The organism is Streptomyces sp. CAU 1734, assembly GCF_039888735.1.
In the GTDB taxonomy this organism is placed as follows: Bacteria; Actinomycetota; Actinomycetes; order Streptomycetales; family Streptomycetaceae; genus Streptomyces.
This window is the reverse complement of sequence record NZ_JBDQQP010000001.1, coordinates 831,846-848,178: the sequence shown is the minus strand read 5'-3', so window position 1 is coordinate 848,178 and position 16,333 is coordinate 831,846. Positions and strand designations below refer to the sequence as shown.

The 16,333-nt window shown below is 74.4% G+C and carries 16 protein-coding genes; 8 read left to right on the top strand and 8 right to left on the bottom strand.

Translation table 11 applies throughout. The features are described from left to right. Positions 1-30: 30 nt before the first annotated feature. A complete protein-coding gene (locus AAFN69_RS03580) occupies positions 31-909 on the top strand; it encodes an alpha/beta hydrolase (RefSeq protein ID WP_347726724.1) in 879 nt (292 codons plus the stop codon). Between the two features lie 235 nt (positions 910-1,144). After that, entirely contained in the window at positions 1,145-2,584 is a 1,440-nt protein-coding gene (locus AAFN69_RS03575) for a WGR domain-containing protein (RefSeq protein WP_347726723.1), read from the top strand. A 111-nt stretch (positions 2,585-2,695) separates the two neighbouring features. On the opposite strand, the gene AAFN69_RS03570 is transcribed toward AAFN69_RS03575, so the two are convergent. Both AAFN69_RS03570 and AAFN69_RS03565 read right to left on the bottom strand, forming a co-directional pair. Beyond that, positions 2,696-3,358, bottom strand: coding sequence for a fasciclin domain-containing protein (locus AAFN69_RS03570; protein WP_347726722.1), 663 nt, complete (start codon positions 3,356-3,358; stop codon positions 2,696-2,698). A 132-nt stretch (positions 3,359-3,490) separates the two neighbouring features. Next, complete coding sequence (locus AAFN69_RS03565) at positions 3,491-5,584, bottom strand: molybdopterin-dependent oxidoreductase (protein ID WP_347726721.1); 2,094 nt, start codon at positions 5,582-5,584, stop codon at positions 3,491-3,493. A gap of 364 nt (positions 5,585-5,948) precedes the next feature. Here AAFN69_RS03565 and sigK point away from each other — a divergent pair, with 364 nt between their 5' ends. From sigK to AAFN69_RS03550, 3 genes are all read left to right on the top strand, one after another. Then, a complete protein-coding gene (gene sigK, locus AAFN69_RS03560) occupies positions 5,949-6,614 on the top strand; it encodes an ECF RNA polymerase sigma factor SigK (RefSeq protein WP_347726720.1) in 666 nt (221 codons plus the stop codon). Then, positions 6,611-7,354: an anti-sigma factor gene (locus AAFN69_RS03555; RefSeq protein ID WP_347726719.1), complete on the top strand. Its 744-nt coding sequence runs from the start codon at positions 6,611-6,613 to the stop codon at positions 7,352-7,354. Before sigK ends, AAFN69_RS03555 begins: the two co-directional genes overlap by 4 nt. 171 nt (positions 7,355-7,525) lie before the next feature. Continuing rightward, a complete protein-coding gene (locus AAFN69_RS03550) occupies positions 7,526-8,077 on the top strand; it encodes a hypothetical protein (RefSeq protein ID WP_347726718.1) in 552 nt (183 codons plus the stop codon). 71 nt (positions 8,078-8,148) lie between these two features. Here the strand turns inward: AAFN69_RS03550 and AAFN69_RS03545 are convergent, their stop codons facing one another. Further along, positions 8,149-8,721 (bottom strand): rhodanese-like domain-containing protein, encoded by a 573-nt coding sequence (locus tag AAFN69_RS03545; protein ID WP_347726717.1) that lies wholly within the window; start codon positions 8,719-8,721, stop codon positions 8,149-8,151. Positions 8,722-8,810: 89 nt separating this feature from the next. Here AAFN69_RS03545 and AAFN69_RS03540 point away from each other — a divergent pair, with 89 nt between their 5' ends. After that, complete coding sequence (locus AAFN69_RS03540; RefSeq protein ID WP_347726793.1) at positions 8,811-9,101, top strand: metal-sensitive transcriptional regulator; 291 nt, start codon at positions 8,811-8,813, stop codon at positions 9,099-9,101. 138 nt (positions 9,102-9,239) lie between these two features. On the opposite strand, the gene AAFN69_RS03535 is transcribed toward AAFN69_RS03540, so the two are convergent. After that, positions 9,240-9,989: a sulfite exporter TauE/SafE family protein gene (locus AAFN69_RS03535; RefSeq protein WP_347726716.1), complete on the bottom strand. Its 750-nt coding sequence runs from the start codon at positions 9,987-9,989 to the stop codon at positions 9,240-9,242. Positions 9,990-10,051: 62 nt separating this feature from the next. Beyond that, entirely contained in the window at positions 10,052-11,404 is a 1,353-nt protein-coding gene (locus tag AAFN69_RS03530) for an MBL fold metallo-hydrolase (protein ID WP_347726715.1), read from the bottom strand. Between the two features lie 304 nt (positions 11,405-11,708). Here AAFN69_RS03530 and AAFN69_RS03525 point away from each other — a divergent pair, with 304 nt between their 5' ends. Continuing rightward, positions 11,709-12,338 (top strand): hypothetical protein, encoded by a 630-nt coding sequence (locus AAFN69_RS03525; RefSeq protein ID WP_347726714.1) that lies wholly within the window; start codon positions 11,709-11,711, stop codon positions 12,336-12,338. 53 nt (positions 12,339-12,391) lie between these two features. On the opposite strand, the gene AAFN69_RS03520 is transcribed toward AAFN69_RS03525, so the two are convergent. Together AAFN69_RS03520 and AAFN69_RS03515 are read right to left on the bottom strand one after the other, a co-directional pair. After that, positions 12,392-12,901 (bottom strand): DUF1877 family protein, encoded by a 510-nt coding sequence (locus AAFN69_RS03520; protein WP_347726713.1) that lies wholly within the window; start codon positions 12,899-12,901, stop codon positions 12,392-12,394. Then, positions 12,891-14,333 carry an MFS transporter gene (locus AAFN69_RS03515; protein ID WP_347726712.1) on the bottom strand — a complete coding sequence of 481 codons (1,443 nt, stop codon included), beginning with the start codon at positions 14,331-14,333 and terminating at the stop codon, positions 12,891-12,893. Before AAFN69_RS03515 ends, AAFN69_RS03520 begins: the two co-directional genes overlap by 11 nt. 103 nt (positions 14,334-14,436) lie before the next feature. Here AAFN69_RS03515 and AAFN69_RS03510 point away from each other — a divergent pair, with 103 nt between their 5' ends. Further along, on the top strand, positions 14,437-15,135 hold the full coding sequence (locus tag AAFN69_RS03510) for a TetR/AcrR family transcriptional regulator (RefSeq protein WP_347726711.1): 699 nt from the start codon (positions 14,437-14,439) through the stop codon (positions 15,133-15,135). Here the strand turns inward: AAFN69_RS03510 and AAFN69_RS03505 are convergent. Continuing rightward, complete coding sequence (locus tag AAFN69_RS03505; RefSeq protein WP_347726710.1) at positions 15,094-16,095, bottom strand: winged helix-turn-helix transcriptional regulator; 1,002 nt, start codon at positions 16,093-16,095, stop codon at positions 15,094-15,096. The genes AAFN69_RS03510 and AAFN69_RS03505 overlap by 42 nt on opposite strands. Positions 16,096-16,333 lie beyond the last annotated feature (238 nt).

Sequence of the window (16,333 nt, the reverse complement as noted above, 5' to 3'; positions counted from 1 at the left end):
CAGCCCACCCCGACAAGAGGAGAGAACCTCATGGCTGTGTCGCCCCCTTCCCCGTCCCGCCCGCTGCGCCGCCGCATAGTCCGGGCGGGCGCCCTGTCGCTGGCCCTTTCGGCGGTGATCGCCACCGGATCGGCCTTCGCGGGCGGTGACCCGGCGGGCGGAGACGGCTCCACCCCGGGATCCCAGGGTGTGAAGCCGACCGTGGTCCTGGTGCACGGCGCCTTCGCCGACGCATCCGGCTGGAATGCCGTGGTCGAACGTCTCCAGCACCAGGGCTATCCGGTGGTCGCCCCGCCGAACCCGCTGCGCGGTGTGCTCAGCGACTCCGCCTATGTCGCCTCGATCCTGGAGTCGATCGAGGGCCCGATCGTGCTGGCCGGCCACTCCTACGGCGGTGCGGTCATCAGCCAGGCGGCGGCCGGGAACGAGAATGTGAAGGCGCTGGTGTACGTGTCGGCCTTCATGCCGGACGTGGGTGAGAACCCCGCCACGCTCTCCACCAAGTTCGAGGGCAGCGACCTCGGAACGGCGCTCCGGCCGGTCCCGTACACCGACGGAACCACCAGCGGCACGGATCTCTACATCCAGAACGCGAAGTTCCACTCGGTCTTCGCCGCCGATCTGCCGGAGGCGCAGACGAAGGTGATGGCGGTCGAGCAGCGGCCCGTCGCCCAGGCCGGGTTCGGGCAGAACGCGACAGCGGCGGCGTGGAAGACGATCCCGTCCTGGTTCATCGTCTCCAAGAACGACAAGGCCATCGCCCCCGACCTGGAGCGATTCGAGGCCAAGCGCGCCCATTCGCACACCATCGAGATCAACTCCTCGCATGTGGCGATGATGTCCCACCCCGATGTCGTCACCAAGCAGATCCGCGCGGCGGCGAACGCGACGGTGAACGGCGCGGAGTAGCGGCGGCGGCGGCCGGTCCGCGAACGCGCCCACCCCGCGCGGGTCGGCGGACCGGATGTCCCCCGGTGGCCCGTACCCCTCGATGCCGGCACCCCGGCACGGGTACGGGCCACCGGTGCGCGCCGGGCCGGTGAGCTGCCCCGGGGGCCGATTGTCAGTGGGGGGATCTACTGTTTTTCACAGCGGGAGACGGGCGGTGAACGGCCGCCGGTTCCGTCCTGGGGAGGGGACTGCCATGTCAGGCGCGACGACATATCTGGAGCTGTCGCAGGACGGCGAGGGAGCGCACAAGTTCTATGAGGTGACCGTCTCGGGCACGGTCGTCTCGGTGCGCTACGGCCGCATAGGCGCGGCCGGACAGACCCAGGTGTCGTCCTTCCCCACGGTCGAGAAGGCACAGGCCGCCGCCGCGAAGAAGGTCGGGGAGAAGGTGCGGAAGGGGTACGCGCCGGCGGTGCGGGGGCAGCGGGCGGCACGCGCGGTGACCCGGCGGCAGGTCACCTCCGCCCCGTCGACCGCCCGGTCGGTGGCGCCGGTGCTGTGGCGGTTCCGTACGGGCTCGGCGGCTTTCGGGATCCACATCGACGAGGACCGCTGCTGGGTGGGGAATCAGGCGGGCGATGTCCACACCGTCAGCCACGGCGGCGAGGTGCTCGCCCGCTACTCACTGCCCGCGGGTGTGAAGTGCCTGGTCGCGGACGATTTCTGGATCTACGCGGGCTGCGACGACGGCACCGTCTACGACCTCTCGTCGAAGCTGCCCTTCGGGGCGTACGGCATCGCCGATGACGTGGACATCTACTGGCTCGACATCCATGAGGGCGTCCTCAATGTGGCCGACGCGCAGGGCGGCCTGACCGTCATCGACCACGAGGACGAGTACCAGTGGGCCCGCAAGTCGGCGGGCGGCCAGGCGTGGATGGTGCGCGCCGATGAGCGGGGCATCTACCACGGCCACCAGAAGGGTGTGACGGCGTACTCCCCCGACGGGGGCGGGGAGCTGTGGCACACCCCGACGGCCGGCGCGGTGCTGTTCGGCTGGCAGGAGGAGGATTCGGTGTACGCGGGCACCGGCCGCCATGTGGTGCAGCGGCTGGCCAAGAGCACCGGGGTGGTCGAGGCGACCTTCCGCTGTGACACCGCGGTGTACTCCTGCGCGACCGCGCCGGGCGGTGCCTATGTCTTCGCCGGTGACTCCTCGTCGTCCGTCTACTGCTTCGACGCGGACGGCAACCGGCTGTGGAAGCTGAGCACCGGCAATGGCTCCGCGCTCTCCATGCAGTATCTGAACGAGCGGCTGTACATGGTCACCACGGACGGCTCGCTGGTCTGTGTCGACGCGAGCGACGCGGCGATCGCGGCGGCACAGCAGGGCACCGTGCCGGTCGCCCGGGACATCAAGTCGGCCGCCGCGCTGCCCACCTACACCCCCGCCGTGTCGGCGACCGAGATCGCCACGGTGGTGACGGCTCCCGACGGCGGCGTGGTCGTCCAGTGTGTGCAGGACGGCGGCCGGGTGCGGGTGCACGTGGTCTCCGAGGGATACGACCGGGGATGGAATGTTCAGTTCCCGCGCGGGATCCGGGAGGTGGGGGCCCGCTATGTGGTGGACACCCTGCACCCGTCGCCGAGGGGCTTCTACCGGGTGCGCGGGGAGATACGCAGGCTGATCTGACGCCGGCTGATCCGACGCCGGCGCCCGCCGCCGTGATGCCGGACGGCAGCGGTCCGGTCACCCCTCGGGTGACCGGACCGGCCGGCGCGCTCGGCTCCCCGCCGTGCGGGACTACTTGGGCATCAGGACGGTGTCGACGATGTAGACCGTGGCGTTGGCGGTCTGCACATTGCCGCAGACCACCTTGGAGACGCCGTTCACCTGGTACGCCTCACCGGAGCCGGTGGTGGTGACCTTGCCCTTCTGGAGGGTGTCGAAGGTGCCGTTCTCCAGCTGCTGCGGGGTGAGCTGCCCGCCGACCACGTGGTAGGTCAGGATCTTGGTGAGGGTGGCCTTGTCCGCCAGCACCTTGTCCAGGTCGGCCTTCGGGATCTTGGCGAAGGCGTCGTTGGTCGGGGCGAAGACGGTGATGCCCTCGGCGTTGTTGAGGGTGTCCACCAGTCCGGCCTTCTTGACGGCCGTGACCAGGGTCGACAGGGCCGGGTTGTTGGAGGCCGCGGTGGCGACCGGGTCCTTGGCCATGCCGTCGAAGCTGCCGGCCCCGTCCGCCGGGACAGAGGCACAGGCGCCGCCGAAGGGCTTGGCCATGTCCGTGGTGTCGTCGGCCTCCGGGGCGGGGTCCTGCTGCTTGTCGCTCTCGCTCGACTCGGCCGCCGTGTCCGACTTCTTCGAGGAGTCCTCGGAGCCGGAGTCGGAGCAGGCGGTCAGCGCGAACGGCAGGACGGCGGCCGCGACGGCGGCGATGGCGGTGCGGCGGAAGCGAAGGTTGTTCATGGTGATTCTCCAGTAAGGGTTGTTGTGGCAAGGGGAAAGGAGGTCTGAGGGAGAGAAGGTGCGGATGGGGGTGGCGGGGCCGGGCGGCGGGGGCCGTTGGCTCAGCCGGGGGCCGGCGGGACCGGCCCGGGCTCAGCCGGGGGTCACGAAGACGCTGTGCCGGCCGCTCGCGCCGTCGGGCACGGTCCGGGCCCGTCTCGCGGTCTGGACTCGGCCCGTGGCGTCCGTGGCGCGGACGGTGAGGGTGTGTCCGCCGGGGGTGGCGTCCCAGGCGAAGGACCAGAGGCGCCAGGTGTCGGGGGTGTGCTCCTCGGCGAGCGTGGCCTCCTGCCAGGGCCCGTCGTCGACCCGGAGCTCCACCCGCCGGATGCCCCGGTGCTGTGCCCAGGCGACCCCGGCGACCATCACCGGACCGGCCGCCGGGCGGGCGAAGGGTTTGGGGGTGTCGATCCGGGCCTGGGTCTTGATGGGAGCCCGGCGCGCCCACTTCCGCCGGACCCAGTAGGGGTCGTAGGCGTCGAAGGTGGTGAGTTCGAGCTCCTTGAGCCACTTGCAGGCCGACACATAGCCGTAGAGGCCGGGGACGACCATCCGGACCGGGAAGCCGTGGTCGAAGGGGAGGGGTTCGCCGTTCATCCCGATGGCGAGCATCGCGTCCCGGCCGTCCATGACCTCCTCGACCGGCGAGCCCAGCGTCATGCCGTCCACCGACCGGGCGACCAGCTGGTCGGCGGAGCCGCCCCGGGAGGGCGGGACCACCCCGGCCTCGCGGAGCAGTTCGGCGAGCGGCACCCCCAGCCAGCGGGCGCTGCCGGCGTAGGGGCCGCCGACCTCGTTGGAGACACAGGTGAGAGTGATGTCCCGCTCGATCAGCGGACGGTTCAGGAGCTCCCGGAAGGTGTAGGTGCGGGGGCGGGTGACGCCCTTGCCGTGCAGGCGCAGCCGCCAGCCGTCCGCGTCGATCTCGGGGACCACCAGGGCCGTGTCGACCCGGTAGAAGTCGTTGTTGGGCGTGGTGAAGGCGGTGACACCGGCGACCCGGAGGCGGGCCCGGGGCGGAATGGCAGGAGCGGGGGAGGCGGGGGCGGGCAGCCGTACGGCCGCGCGCGATTCGGCGGCCCGCCGGCCGCGCCGGCCGGTCAGCGCGCGGCCGAGCACACCCGCGCCGGTCGAGAGCAGCGCCACCGCTCCGGCGCCGGCGACGAAGCCGCGCCGGTTCCACTGCGGTCCGGGTGCGCCGGTGCGGAGGTCGGGGCGGAGGCCCGTACGGATGGCGGCCCGGAGACCGAGGCGGGGAGCGGAGGCGGCGGAGACCACGGGCACCAGCGCGGGCTCGGCGGCCCGGCCGCCGCCGTCGCCGGGGGCTTCCCCGTCGCGGTCGCGGGCGCGGTCGTTGTCACGGCCGGGGTCGCGGTCGTCGTCGCGGTCACGGTCGTCGTCGCGGGCGCGGTCGTCGTCGCGGGCGCGGTCGTGGGCGCCGTCGCTGTCACCGTCGTGGGCGCGGTTCAGGTCACCGTCGCGGTTCCGGTCGTTGTCGGGGTCCAGGGTGGCGGCGGGGACGTTCGCCGGGGACGGCTCCGGGGCGCGGCGCGGACGGGGCGCACCGGGTACGTCCGCCGCGCTCGCCGGACTCGGCGCGCCCGCCCGGTCCCGTACCGCCGGTGCGTCCGGCGCTTCCCGGGCTCCCGGCACAGCCGCTGCGCCGGGAGCCGGGTGCGCGGCGCCCGGGACGGGAGGGGCGCCGGTTCGCGGGGCCGGCGGGGACACCTGCCGCAGCGGGCCGATCAGCAGAAAGAGCACCACGGCACCCGCGACCGCACCCGCCAGCGAGGGCAGGGCGTCCAGGGCGCCCGCGGAGTCGGGCCTGGTGAGCGCCGCCGCGGCGCCGAGCGCGCCGAAGCCGAGCACTCCGGCCGCCCCCGCCCGGCGCCACCGCAGGGCCGCACAGCCGAGCAGAACCGCGAGGACGGCGAGGGTGGCGAGGATGCCGAGCTGGAGGACGAGCTTGTCGTTGGTGCCGAAGTTGCGGATCGCCCAGTCCTTGACCGCCGCCGGGGTGGCGTCGATCGCCGCCCCGCCCACCGCGGTCACCGGCCCCGTTCGCGGGCTGAGGAGGGAGGCGGCCAGTTCGGCGACGGCGAGTGCGGTGTATCCGGACAGCACTCCGCTCACGGCTGCCGGGGCGCCGCGGGTCAGGGCCTTCCGAGAGGTGCTCACACTGCCCATTCGGAACCACCGGGCGGATGGATGGGTGGCTCATCCGATCAAGTGACGGGCGGGGAAAGGGTTGACGCGGCGGTGCGGAGCCGGCACGCGGGCCCGCACCCGCCGGCGCCGCCCGCGCGCCGCGCATCCGCACGCATCCGCACGCATCGCGCCCCGCGCGCCACACGCGTCCCGCGCCCCGGGATGCACGGGCCGGCGAAGATTCGGAATGACCAACTCCGCATACCGTGCCGAAGTGCGGACAGGGAGCAATCCATCAGCCCCGCCGCTACGAACCATGCGGTGAGAGACTTCCGACGAAGCGCGTCCGGACGGTCGGCCCCGCCGGGCCGGACCGCCCGGCGGCGCATGAAGGACCGTTTACATGCGATGGACGCGTCACAGCAGGCCCCAGGGGGACTCGGCCGCAGCCGCCCGGGAGGATTCCGCGCCGGAACACGGCACCGCGGTGCCGATCGCGCGGCTCGTCGGGCCGGGCGAGGCCCGGCCCGATCTCGCGGCCCTGGTCGCCGGCGCGGCCACCGGTGACCGGGACGCCTTCTCCGAGCTGTACGACGCGATCTCCGGACCGGCCTTCGGCATCGTCCTCAAGGTGCTGCGCGACCGGGCCCAGTCCGAGGAGGTGACCCAGGAGGTGATGATCGAGATCTGGCGCCAGGCCGCCCGTTACCGGCCCGCCCAGGGCTCCGTCATGACCTGGGTCGCCACCCTCGCCCACCGGCGGGCGGTGGACCGGGTCCGCTCGGCGCAGGCCGCCGCCGTCCGTGAGCACAATGACGCGGTGCGCGCGCAGACCCCGCCCTTCGACGAGGTGAGCGAGCAGGTGGAGACGCGGCTGGAGAGCGAGCAGGTGCGGCGCTGTCTGCGCGGGCTGACCGAGATCCAGCGCCAGGCCGTGACTCTCGCGTACTACCAGGGCCTGTCCTACCGCGAGGTGGCCGAGACCCTCGGCACACCGCTGCCCACCGTCAAGACCCGAATGCGCGATGGACTGATCCGGCTGCGCGACTGCATGGGGGTGACCGCATGAAGACCGAGGGAACACACACCCTCACCGGCGCCTACGCCCTCGACGCGCTCAGCGGCGAGGAGCACGAGGCCGTCACCGCGCATCTGGCGGAGTGCGCCGACTGCGCGCGTGAGGTCCGGGAGTTCGCGGCGACCGCGGCCCGGCTCGCGGGTGCCGTCTCGCGCCCCCCGCCGGACCGGGTCAAGGCCGCCGTGCTGGCCCGGATCGACACCGTGCGGCAGCTGCCGCCGAGGGTTCCGGCCCAGCGGGCGGCGATCCCGCTGACCGCCGTGCTCAGGCGGCGCGCCTTCATGGTGGCGGCGAGCCTGACGGTGACCGCCCTGCTGGGCGGAACGGCCCTGTGGCAGTACCAGCGCGCCGAGGACGCCCGCCGGGACACCCGTCAGACGGCTCAGCGGCTGTCGGATCTCACCTCGGTGATGACCGCGCCGGACGCCCGTACGGTGACCGGCCGCACCCCGGGCGGTACGAAGGCGACGGTGATCGTGGCCAAGTCGCGTGACCGCGCGGTGTTCGTGGCCGAGGATCTGCCCGCCGCCGGCGCGGGGAAGACGTATCAGCTCTGGTACGCCAAGGGAGACGCGATGCGTCCGGCCGGACTGGTCGGGCGCGACGGGGCGATTCTGATGAGCGGATCCGTGGGCGACGCCTCCGCCGTCGGTCTGACCCTGGAACCGGCGGGCGGCTCCTCGCGGCCGACCACGGATCCGCTGATGGTGATGGCGCTGCCGGGCGCCTGACCGGCGCCTGACCGGCGCCGCGCGCCGGCGGGCACCGGCCGGAGCGGCGGTCCGTTCACCCGCTCCGGCCCGGCGGAAACCCGGCGCCCCGGGCGGCCGAACGGTGCGACGGCGGCCGGACTCCGGCCACCCCGGGGGTGTCGGCACAGGTTTGTCGGCCATACTTTCGCCGTGGAACAGCAGCGCATAGGTCACAGCACCCCGCCCACGCCCGCAGCCGGGGTGGACCCGGCGTACATCCCCGGGCTCATGCCCGCACGTCCCGCCGGGACGGAGCCGGACCGGATCACGGACGCCGTGCCGCCGGAGGACGCTCCCCCGGCCGCCCCGGATCCGGAGCCGGCCGCCGAGGACTCCGCCGCCCCGGCGGAAGCGGAATCCGTACCGGAACCGGAGGCGGAATCCGATTCCGGTTCCGGGCAGCCGGCTCCCGACGCCGAGCCGGTCTTCGAGGTCTCCGACCGGCGCGGCTCCATCGCCGCCGGTCCGGCCGGCATCGTCTTCCGGCTCGACACCGAGGAGGCCGAGTTCGGCTGGGACGAGATCAAGGCGGTGGAGATCGACACTCCCAGATTCACCCGCCGGTTCAGCGTCACCGTCTACACCTCGGACCGGCGCTGGTTCCAGAACGATGTGGAAGCGGCGTCCAAGACCGAGCTCGCCTCCTGGTCCGAGCAGTTGGACGCGGTACTGGACGACTGTTTCGACGACTCCGCCGCATAGTGCCGGATCCGGCCCGTACTCCCGAACGGCGAATGCCGGGGGTACGGGCCGCTCCGTGATCCCGTACCGGCTCACCCCCGCCGGAGGCGTTCCAGCGTGGCGCCGAGGTCGGCGGCGCGGGGCCGGTTGTGCGGCAGCCGGGCGAGGACGGCGGCCATGCCGCAGGTGTCGGTGAGGGCGGAGAGGACCAGTCCGCCCGCCACTCCCGCGGAGAGCAGCAGCCAGGCCGGGTGGAGCAGGCTCAGCGCGGCGCCGGTGAGCACGAGAAGACCCGCGGTGAAGCGGACCTGGCGTTCCATCGCCCAGGAGGCGCGGGCCGGTCCGCCGGGACGGTGCAGTTCCCGGCCGCCATCGGCCCAGGCACGCGTACCGCCGGTGAGGGTGAGCGCGGCCACCCCGTGCCCGGCCAGCAGGCCGCAGGCGCTCGCGGACCGCGCGCCGGAGGCGCAGACCATCAGCAGCTCGCCCCGGGCGGCTGCCTCGCGCAGCTCCGGGAGGGCGGCGCCGAGCCGGTCGAGGGGGAGGTTGAGGGCGCCGGGGAGATGGCCGGAGGCGTACTCCCCGGGGGTGCGCACATCGATGACCGTGAGCTCGCCGAGGCGGTGTCCGGCATGGTCGGAGTCGAGAGCGGGGGCGGAATTCATGCTGATGCCATCCTTGGTGTCCGGCTGTACTCGTGAAGTCGCCCCAGGGCGGTAAAATTACCCCTGGGGGTATGGATGAAGGAGTCGTTGTGGAGCTGGATCTCGCAGCCGCCGAGCTGAAGTCGGTACTGAACCGGCTGCGCCGCGCGCAGGGTCAGATCTCCGGGGTGATCCGGATGCTGGAGGAGGGCCGGGACTGCGAGGAGGTCGTCATGCAGCTGGCCGCCGCCTCACGGGCGCTGGACCGGGCCGGGTTCGCGATCATCGCGAGCGGCCTTCAGCAGTGCCTGACCGACATCGAGTCCGGGAGCAGGCGGGGCGGCGAGGACCCGGAGCGCATGCGGGCCCGGCTGGAGAAGCTGTTCCTCTCCCTGGCCTGAGCCCCGGCCCGAGCCCGGGGCAGGGGCCGAGCCCGAGCCCGGGGCCGAGCACTGACCCGAGGGCTGGGCCGAGTCCCGGCCCGAGCACTGCCCCGGACACCGGGCGGGGCGCGCACCCCACACCCCCTGCCGCCGCGGTCACAGCGCACCGTCCAGCACCATCAGCGCGGCGACCCCCAGCAGCAGATACGCGAAGATCCGCCGCAGGGTGGCGCTCCGCACTCTCCCGGCGAGCCGTTTTCCGTCCCACGCGCCCAGGATCGCAGCACCCGTGAAGGGCGCGACGACGGCCCAGTCGAGCCCGGCGGCGGCTCCGGCACGGGTGGTCAGCGCGGCCAGCGAGTTGAGGGTGACCACCAGCAGAGCGGTGCCCACGGCCGTGCGCATCGGCAGGCCCACGGCCTTCAGCAGGGTGGGCACGGCGAGGAATCCGCCGCCGACCCCGAGCACCCCGGTCACCGCCCCGAGCCCGGCCCCGGCGCCCGCGGTGACGGCGGGCCCGCCGCGTACCGGCCCGGGCTCCGCCGGATCCCCGGCCCGCAGCACGGCCACCGCCGCGGCCCCCGCGACGATCCCGAAGGCGCCGGTGAGCAGGGCCGGCGGCAGGCTCCCCGCGACCGCCCCGCCGAGCGCGGCCGGGATCAGCCCGGCCGCGGCGAGCAGCGCGCCGGTGCCCCAGCGGACCCCGCCGTCACGGGCATGGGCGAGGAGCCCGGCGGCCGAGGTGACGACCACGATGATCAGACTCGCGGTCGCCGCGGCGGCCGGCTCCACACCGAGGAGATAGATCAGGGCGGGTACGGCGAGCACCCCGCCGCCCCCGCCGAGCGCCCCGAGCGCCAGCCCGACAACGGCCCCGGCGGCCAGGGCGAGTACCAGCGCACTCACCGGAACGTGCCGCCGTCATGGCACCGGCGCGGAGCCGTGCCGATCGGGTCGTACGCCATGGCTCAGCGCTCCGCCGCGACGAGTCCGGCGGCGCGGGCGGCGTCGAACCCGTCGTCCACCGCGACGACCTTCCGGCCGGCGGCGTCCAGCAGCGAGGCGCCGATGGCGGCCCGCGCCCCGCCGGCGCAGTGCACCCACACCGTCCCGGCCGGCACCTCGCCGAGCCGGTCGCGGAGCTGATGGAGCGGGATGTGCGCGGATCCGGCGATCCGCCCCGTCGCCCGCTCGGAGTCCCGCCGCACATCGAGCACGACCGCGCCCTCGGCCCGGGCGAGCTCCGCGAAGGTCGCCCGCGCGAAGGAGCGCGGGTGTTCCCCTTCGCGCACCCACTCCTCGGGCGATCCGGTGGCGGCGGCAGCGGGCCGGTCGATCCCGACCCGCACCAGCTCCCGCTGGGCGTCGGCGAGCTGTTCGGGTGAGGCGGCGAGCAGGGTGACCGGCCGGCCCCAGGGGATCAGCCAGGCGAGCTGTCCGGCGAGCTGCGCGCCGGCCTCGAAGTTGAGGCTGCCGGCGACATGTCCGGCGGCGAAGGCGACCCGGCTGCGGAGATCGACCACCCACTCCCCCTCGGCGAGCCGCCGGGCGATCTCGTCCGCGTCGGCGACGGCCGGGGGCGTCAGATCGACGGGTGCGGGGCCCCGGGCGTTCAGCGGCCCCATGTGGACATAGTGCGCGGGGATGTCGCCGAGCCCGGCGAGCAGCTCGGCGACGAAGGTGTCGGCGTCCTTGAGCAGGGCGTCATTGGTCCGCCGCTCCTGCCCGATGGTGCCGGCCTCGCCCGCCGCGGATCCGGCCGAGCAGAAGCTGCCGAATCCGTGGGTGGGCAGTACGGCGGTGGCCGCGGGCAGCTCGGCGGCGAGCCGCCGCACCGAGGCGTGCTGTGCCCGGGCGAGCTGTTCGGTCAGCCGGGGCTCGACGAGATCGGGCCGTCCGACGGTCCCGATCAGCAGCGATCCGCCGGTGAAGGCGGCGACGGCGCGCCCGTCCCGTTCGAGTACGTAGGCGGTGTGATGCGGTGTGTGCCCGGGGGTGGCGACGGCCCGCAGCGCCAGCCCGTCCCCGAGCGCGGTCCGGTCCCCGTCGGAGACCGGCACCCGCCGGTAGGCGACATTCGCCCCGGCCGGTACGAGATGGGCGGCCCCGGTGACCCGGGCGAGCTCCGGCCCGCCGGTCACATAGTCGTTGTGGACATGGGTCTCGACGACATGGGTGATCCGCACACCCCGCCGCGCGGCGGCGGCGATGACCTGGTCGATGTCGCGGGCGGGGTCGATGACGACGGCGGTGTGGGGGCCGCCCGCCAGATAGCTCCGGTTGCCGAGCCCCGGTATCTCGATGGTGTCGACGAAGAACACTGCCGATGATCCTTTCGTGCCGCTATTACCCCCCGGGGTATGTTTTTCACCGTAACAGAGTTACCCCCGGGGGTATCCACCCGGGTGGCGGCACGCATCCGCGCGGAGATGATCGCGGGCGTCCGGCGGGCCCGGGAGGGGTGCGGCCGTCAGTCCGCCGCGGAGGGGCGGCGCGGGTCCGCCCGGCCGGGGGCCGGCGGCGACCGGCTGGATGACCGCATGACCGCTTCATGATGTCGCCCGGTCCCTCCCCGGCATCGGGGTGCTCCGCGGCCTCCGCCGGTCCACGGCCATGGTGGAGGCGGTGCTGAACCCGGACGGCGAGCGGCATCACTCCTTCAGCGCGACCTGGTCCGGGACCGGGGAACCCGCCTCGATGCGGAATGGTTCCGGGGACGAGTTCGACATCGTCTTCTCCCCGGCCGGGGAGTACATCCGCGGCTTCGACCACGAGTCGCCGATGAGCCCGTCCGCCCATGACGTCCCCTGGCCCGGGGTGGTCGACTCCGTTCCCGGGGAGTTCCGGCACTGTGTCGCGGAGCCGGCCTTCACGGACGAGGGCGTCCCCACCGTGACCGCCCGCGCCTGGCGCCCGGCGGAGGACGACCACTGGCGGACCGGAGCGATCGACTTCCCGGAGGGCCACCCGGACCCCGACGGTGCCGGATGGCTCTTCCGGCTCCTGTGCGACGGGACCGCGGAGGCGTTCCACGATTTCGCCGAGGACCACTGCGGGACCCGGATCGGCCTGGCGGCGGTGCGCCGGGTGTACGCCCTGCGCCCGCTCGGCCGGGACACGGTCCGCGCCCTGAACCCGGCGGCTTCCCCCGCCTCGGCCGCCCGGGAGGCGGCGGCCATCGGATACCCGGTGGACCCGGAGCTGCCGAGCTCACCGGCCGGTCCGGGCGCGGACACCGGCCCCGGGCCGCTCTGACGGGGTGGACGGCCCGGCGGGCGGTCGCGGCGGCGAAGCCCCGAGCGCGCCGCTCACAGATCCACCGAGAACAGCACCGCCCGCCCCGCGCGGGCCGCCCGGGCGTAGAAGGCGGTGAGTTCCGCCAGCCGCTCCCGGGCGAAAGGGGTCACCGGGCCCGGGGGGAGCCCCGCCGGGTTCAGGGCCGACAGGGCGGCGGACACGGCGGGGACTCGGGGGGCGGGGAGCAGGGTGACCAGATAGGCGGGGGTGGCCGGGAGGAGCCGGGGGCCCAGCACCGCGTGGGCGAGGGGAGGCGCGCACCGGGCGAGGGCACGGTGCAGGGGGCGCCAGGCGGTGTCCGTTTCGGCGGTCCAGTCGGGGTGCCCTTCCTCCTCCGCCTGTTCCAGGTACGCGGCGACCCCGGACGGAGCCGCGCGGGCCAGCCGGCCGGCCTCCCCGGGCGGGAGGGCGAAGTGGCGGCCCAGACCGGTGACGCGCATGCTCTCGCGGAGGCGGGGCGCCCGGGCCACCCCGTCGAACATCGCCACGCACAGCTCGCGCAGGAGCAGTTCAGTGGACATGCGGGCCGCCGGTGAGCCGCGGCTTGCCGCGCGGGACCAGGGCGAGGGAGACCAGCGCGCCGGCCGTCGCCGCGACCGCCAGCAGCGCGTACGCGTCGGTGAAGCCGTCGAGGGCGCCCGCGGCGATCCCGGTCGCCGCGACGGTGGAGACCACCGCGGCCCCCACCGAAGCCCCGACCTCGTGGAAGGTGTTGACGACACCGGAGGCGAGGCCCGCCTCCCGGTGGTCGATCATCGCCAGTGCGGTGGTGGTCGCGGTGACGAAGACCGCGCCCACGCCGAACGAGGCGGTGACGAGTCCGGGCAGGAAGACCCCGTACACGCTCGAACCGGCCGTCTGGAGGGCGAGCGGCACCGTGCCGGCCGCCGCCAGGGCCAGGCCGCCGGCCGCGCAGGCCCTGCTGCCCGCACGGCCCACCAGGCGGGAGGCGAGATGCGCGCCGAGGGCGACGGCGACGGCCGCCGGGAGGAAGACCAGACCGGTCCCGAGCGGGGAGTAGCCGCGCACCTGCTGGAGGTGGACGGATCCGAGGAAGAAGAAGCCGATCAGCAGGGCGGTGGCGATCAGCATCAGAAAGGATCCGGCGAGCACCGGGCGGCGGGTGAACATCCGCAGGTCCATCAGCGGGGACCGGGTGGCGCGTTCGGTGAGCGCGAAGGCCGCGTACAGGGCGAGGGAGCCGGCCAGGGCGAGCAGGGTGAGGGAGTCGGACCAGCCGTCGTCGCCCGCGCGGACCAGACCGTGGATGAGGATGCCGGTCGCGGCGGTGACCAGCAGCGCGCCGGGGACGTCGAGCCGGGCGGGGCGCGGCGCGCGGGCCGGGACCAGGGCGGGGACGGCGGCGAGGACGGCGATCCCGACCGGGACGTTCAGATGAAAGATCCACTGCCAGCCGGGTCCCTGGGTCAGCGCTCCGCCGAGCAGGACACCGGCGGCGGAGCCGGTGCCGCCGATCGCGGCCCAGACGCCGAGCGCCCTGGTGCGTTCCGGGCCGTGGAAGGTGGTGGTGACGATCGCGAGCGCGGCCGGGGAGAGCAGCGCCGCGCCCACCCCCTGGGCGATCCGGCCGCCGATCAGTGTCCCGGCGTTCTGCGCGAGGCCGGTGAGCAGGGACGCGGCGGTGAAGAGCAGCAGGCCGGCGAGGAGGGTGCGGCGGGCGCCGAGGAGGTCGGCGAGCCGTCCGCCGAGCAGCATCAGACCGCCGAAGGTGAGGGTGTACGCGGTGACCACCCAGGTCAGCGCGGTCCGGTCCAGGCGCAGATCGGCCGCCATGTCGGGCAGTGCCACATTCACCACGGTGACATCGAGGACCAGCATGAACTGCGCCAGACAGATGACGGCCAGGGCGGCCCAGCGGCGGGGGTCGGCGGGCGGGTGGAGTCCATGGCCCGCCACCTCGCGGGGGTGGTCCTGGGCAGGGGGGTGCGGCATGCGGGGTGACTCCGTTCACGGGCGGACAACCAGTGAACTGAACCGTACAGTTCAGTACAGTTGAACTCAACCGTACAGTTCAGTTGTGGGCTAGGCTCGCTCCATGACCAGCGCGGAAACCGGGAACAGGCAGCCGCCCAGCGGACCCCGTGCCGCCCGCAAGCGGCAGGCCATCGTCACCGCCGCCAGGACCCTCTTCCTCCGCGAGGGGTTCGGCGTCGGCATGGACGCCATCGCCGCCGAGGCGGGCGTCTCCAAGGTCACCGTCTACAACCACTTCGGCAGCAAGGAAGCCCTCTTCACCGCCGTGGTCGCGGGCGCGCTCGACGAACCGGTGGACCCCCTCGCGAGCGAGCCGTCCGCCGTCCTCGCCCACCTCGCCGGCGCCGCCGATCTGCGGGCCGCCCTCATCGCCGCCGCGCGCGGCTGGGTCCGCGCCCTGCGGGACGATCACGAGGTCACCGCCCTGCGCGCCCTCGTCGCCGCCGAGCTGCACCGCTTCCCGGAGCTGGGGCGCGGCTGGCGGCACGACAGCCCCACCGGCCACCACCCGGCCGTCGCCGGCGCGCTGCGCGACCTGGCCGGCGCGGGACGGCTGGCCATCCCGGATCTGGAGGTCGCCACCCTCCAGCTCTACGCGCTCCTGATCCACCCGCACATCGTCTTCGCGCAGTACGGCGCGGACATCGACGACGATCTGACCGACCGGCTGATCGTCAGCGGGGTGGAGATGTTCCTCGCCCGGTACGGGACCGAGGAGTCATTCCGGGGGCCCGATCACCCCTCGGCGGGCGGCCTGTAATCCCGCCTGGAAGCGGGTGCGCGCGCCCAGCAGGTCCATGATCCTGCGCATCCGGCGCTCCACCGTGCGCTGCGCCACCCCGAGACGGCGGGCGATGGCCCGGTCGGTCAGCCCGGAGGCGGAGAGGGCGAGCAGCTGCTCGTCCTCGTACGAGAGCTCCGCGACCGTACGGCCGCCGCGCGGCCAGAGCGGTACGGAGCGCTGCCACAGCAGCTCGTAGAGCGCGACCAGCCCGTCCAGCAGCGCGGACGAGGAGAGCACCAGCGCGTCCCCGGGCCGGCCGGACGGCGGCGTACCGGCGGGGGGTTCGGCGGCCTCGGCGGGCCGCCCCAGCGGCACCAGCGCGATCCGGCGGTCGGCGATCGCGAGCCGCAGCGGCACCTCGTCCAGGATCCGGCTCTCCTCGCCGAGCCGGGCCGACTCCCGTGAGTGCGCGAGCTGTTCGGGCGTCCGCAGCGAACGGTGGTCGTAGATCGCGCGGTGCCGGACCCCGCGCTGCCGCAGCCCGCCCCGCACCGCCTGCGGCGGCCGGTCGAGAATCAGCAGCTCGTCCCGGGCGGCGTCCTGGATCTGGGCGAACCGCTGGGCAATCGCCGCCGGACCGCCGAGCACCTGGAACGCCGTCCCGTTCCGCCGCGCCCACCGGAACTCCTCGGTCAGCGAGGCCGCCGCCAGCCTGGCCCGTTCGATCTCCTCGCGCCGGCGCAGGGCGAGCGCCTCGATCGCCGGCTCGGGCGGCGCCGGGGCGAAGCGCGCCGGGCGGCCCCCGGTGCGGGTGAGCATGCCGCGCTCCTCCAGGGCCCGGATCCGGCGCCGCACCCGGGCCGGGTCCCAGCCGGTGGCCCGGGCGAGTTCGGCGGCGGTGGCACAGGGGCGGTTGAGCAGGGTCCGGTAGAGGAGCTCGTCATCGGCGGGCACTCCGAGCGCGGCCAGGCCGCCCGCGTCCGCGCTGCCAGTCATTCCGCCTCCCAGCGGGACGGTCGGGGGTACTGACGGTAGGCCGGTGACCCGGGAGAGGTACAGACCTCTGCGGGTACGGAGACGGCCAAGGGTGCGGAGAGGGCCCGGGGGGCGGAGAGGACACGGGGTACGGAGAGGGCCCGGGGTGCGGGGTGGACCGGAGGCGCACAGCGGGACCGGGGGTACGGAAGGGGCTCCGGTGCGCCGCGCGACCGGCCGGCGGACGCGGCCCACCCGG

Bases quoted from the DNA above. Each gene is read 5' to 3' on its own strand.
- AAFN69_RS03580 (WP_347726724.1), top strand. From the start codon at position 31: ATGGCTGTGTCGCCCCCTTCCCCGTCCCGCCCGCTGCGCCGCCGCATA.
- AAFN69_RS03575 (WP_347726723.1), top strand. From the start codon at position 1,145: ATGTCAGGCGCGACGACATATCTGGAGCTGTCGCAGGACGGCGAGGGA.
- AAFN69_RS03570 (WP_347726722.1), bottom strand. From the start codon at position 3,358: ATGAACAACCTTCGCTTCCGCCGCACCGCCATCGCCGCCGTCGCGGCC.
- AAFN69_RS03565 (WP_347726721.1), bottom strand. From the start codon at position 5,584: ATGGGCAGTGTGAGCACCTCTCGGAAGGCCCTGACCCGCGGCGCCCCG.
- sigK (WP_347726720.1), top strand. From the start codon at position 5,949: ATGCGATGGACGCGTCACAGCAGGCCCCAGGGGGACTCGGCCGCAGCC.
- AAFN69_RS03555 (WP_347726719.1), top strand. From the start codon at position 6,611: ATGAAGACCGAGGGAACACACACCCTCACCGGCGCCTACGCCCTCGAC.
- AAFN69_RS03545 (WP_347726717.1), bottom strand. From the start codon at position 8,721: ATGAATTCCGCCCCCGCTCTCGACTCCGACCATGCCGGACACCGCCTC.
- AAFN69_RS03520 (WP_347726713.1), bottom strand. From the start codon at position 12,901: ATGTCCACTGAACTGCTCCTGCGCGAGCTGTGCGTGGCGATGTTCGAC.
- AAFN69_RS03515 (WP_347726712.1), bottom strand. From the start codon at position 14,333: ATGCCGCACCCCCCTGCCCAGGACCACCCCCGCGAGGTGGCGGGCCAT.
- AAFN69_RS03510 (WP_347726711.1), top strand. From the start codon at position 14,437: ATGACCAGCGCGGAAACCGGGAACAGGCAGCCGCCCAGCGGACCCCGT.
- AAFN69_RS03505 (WP_347726710.1), bottom strand. From the start codon at position 16,095: ATGACTGGCAGCGCGGACGCGGGCGGCCTGGCCGCGCTCGGAGTGCCC.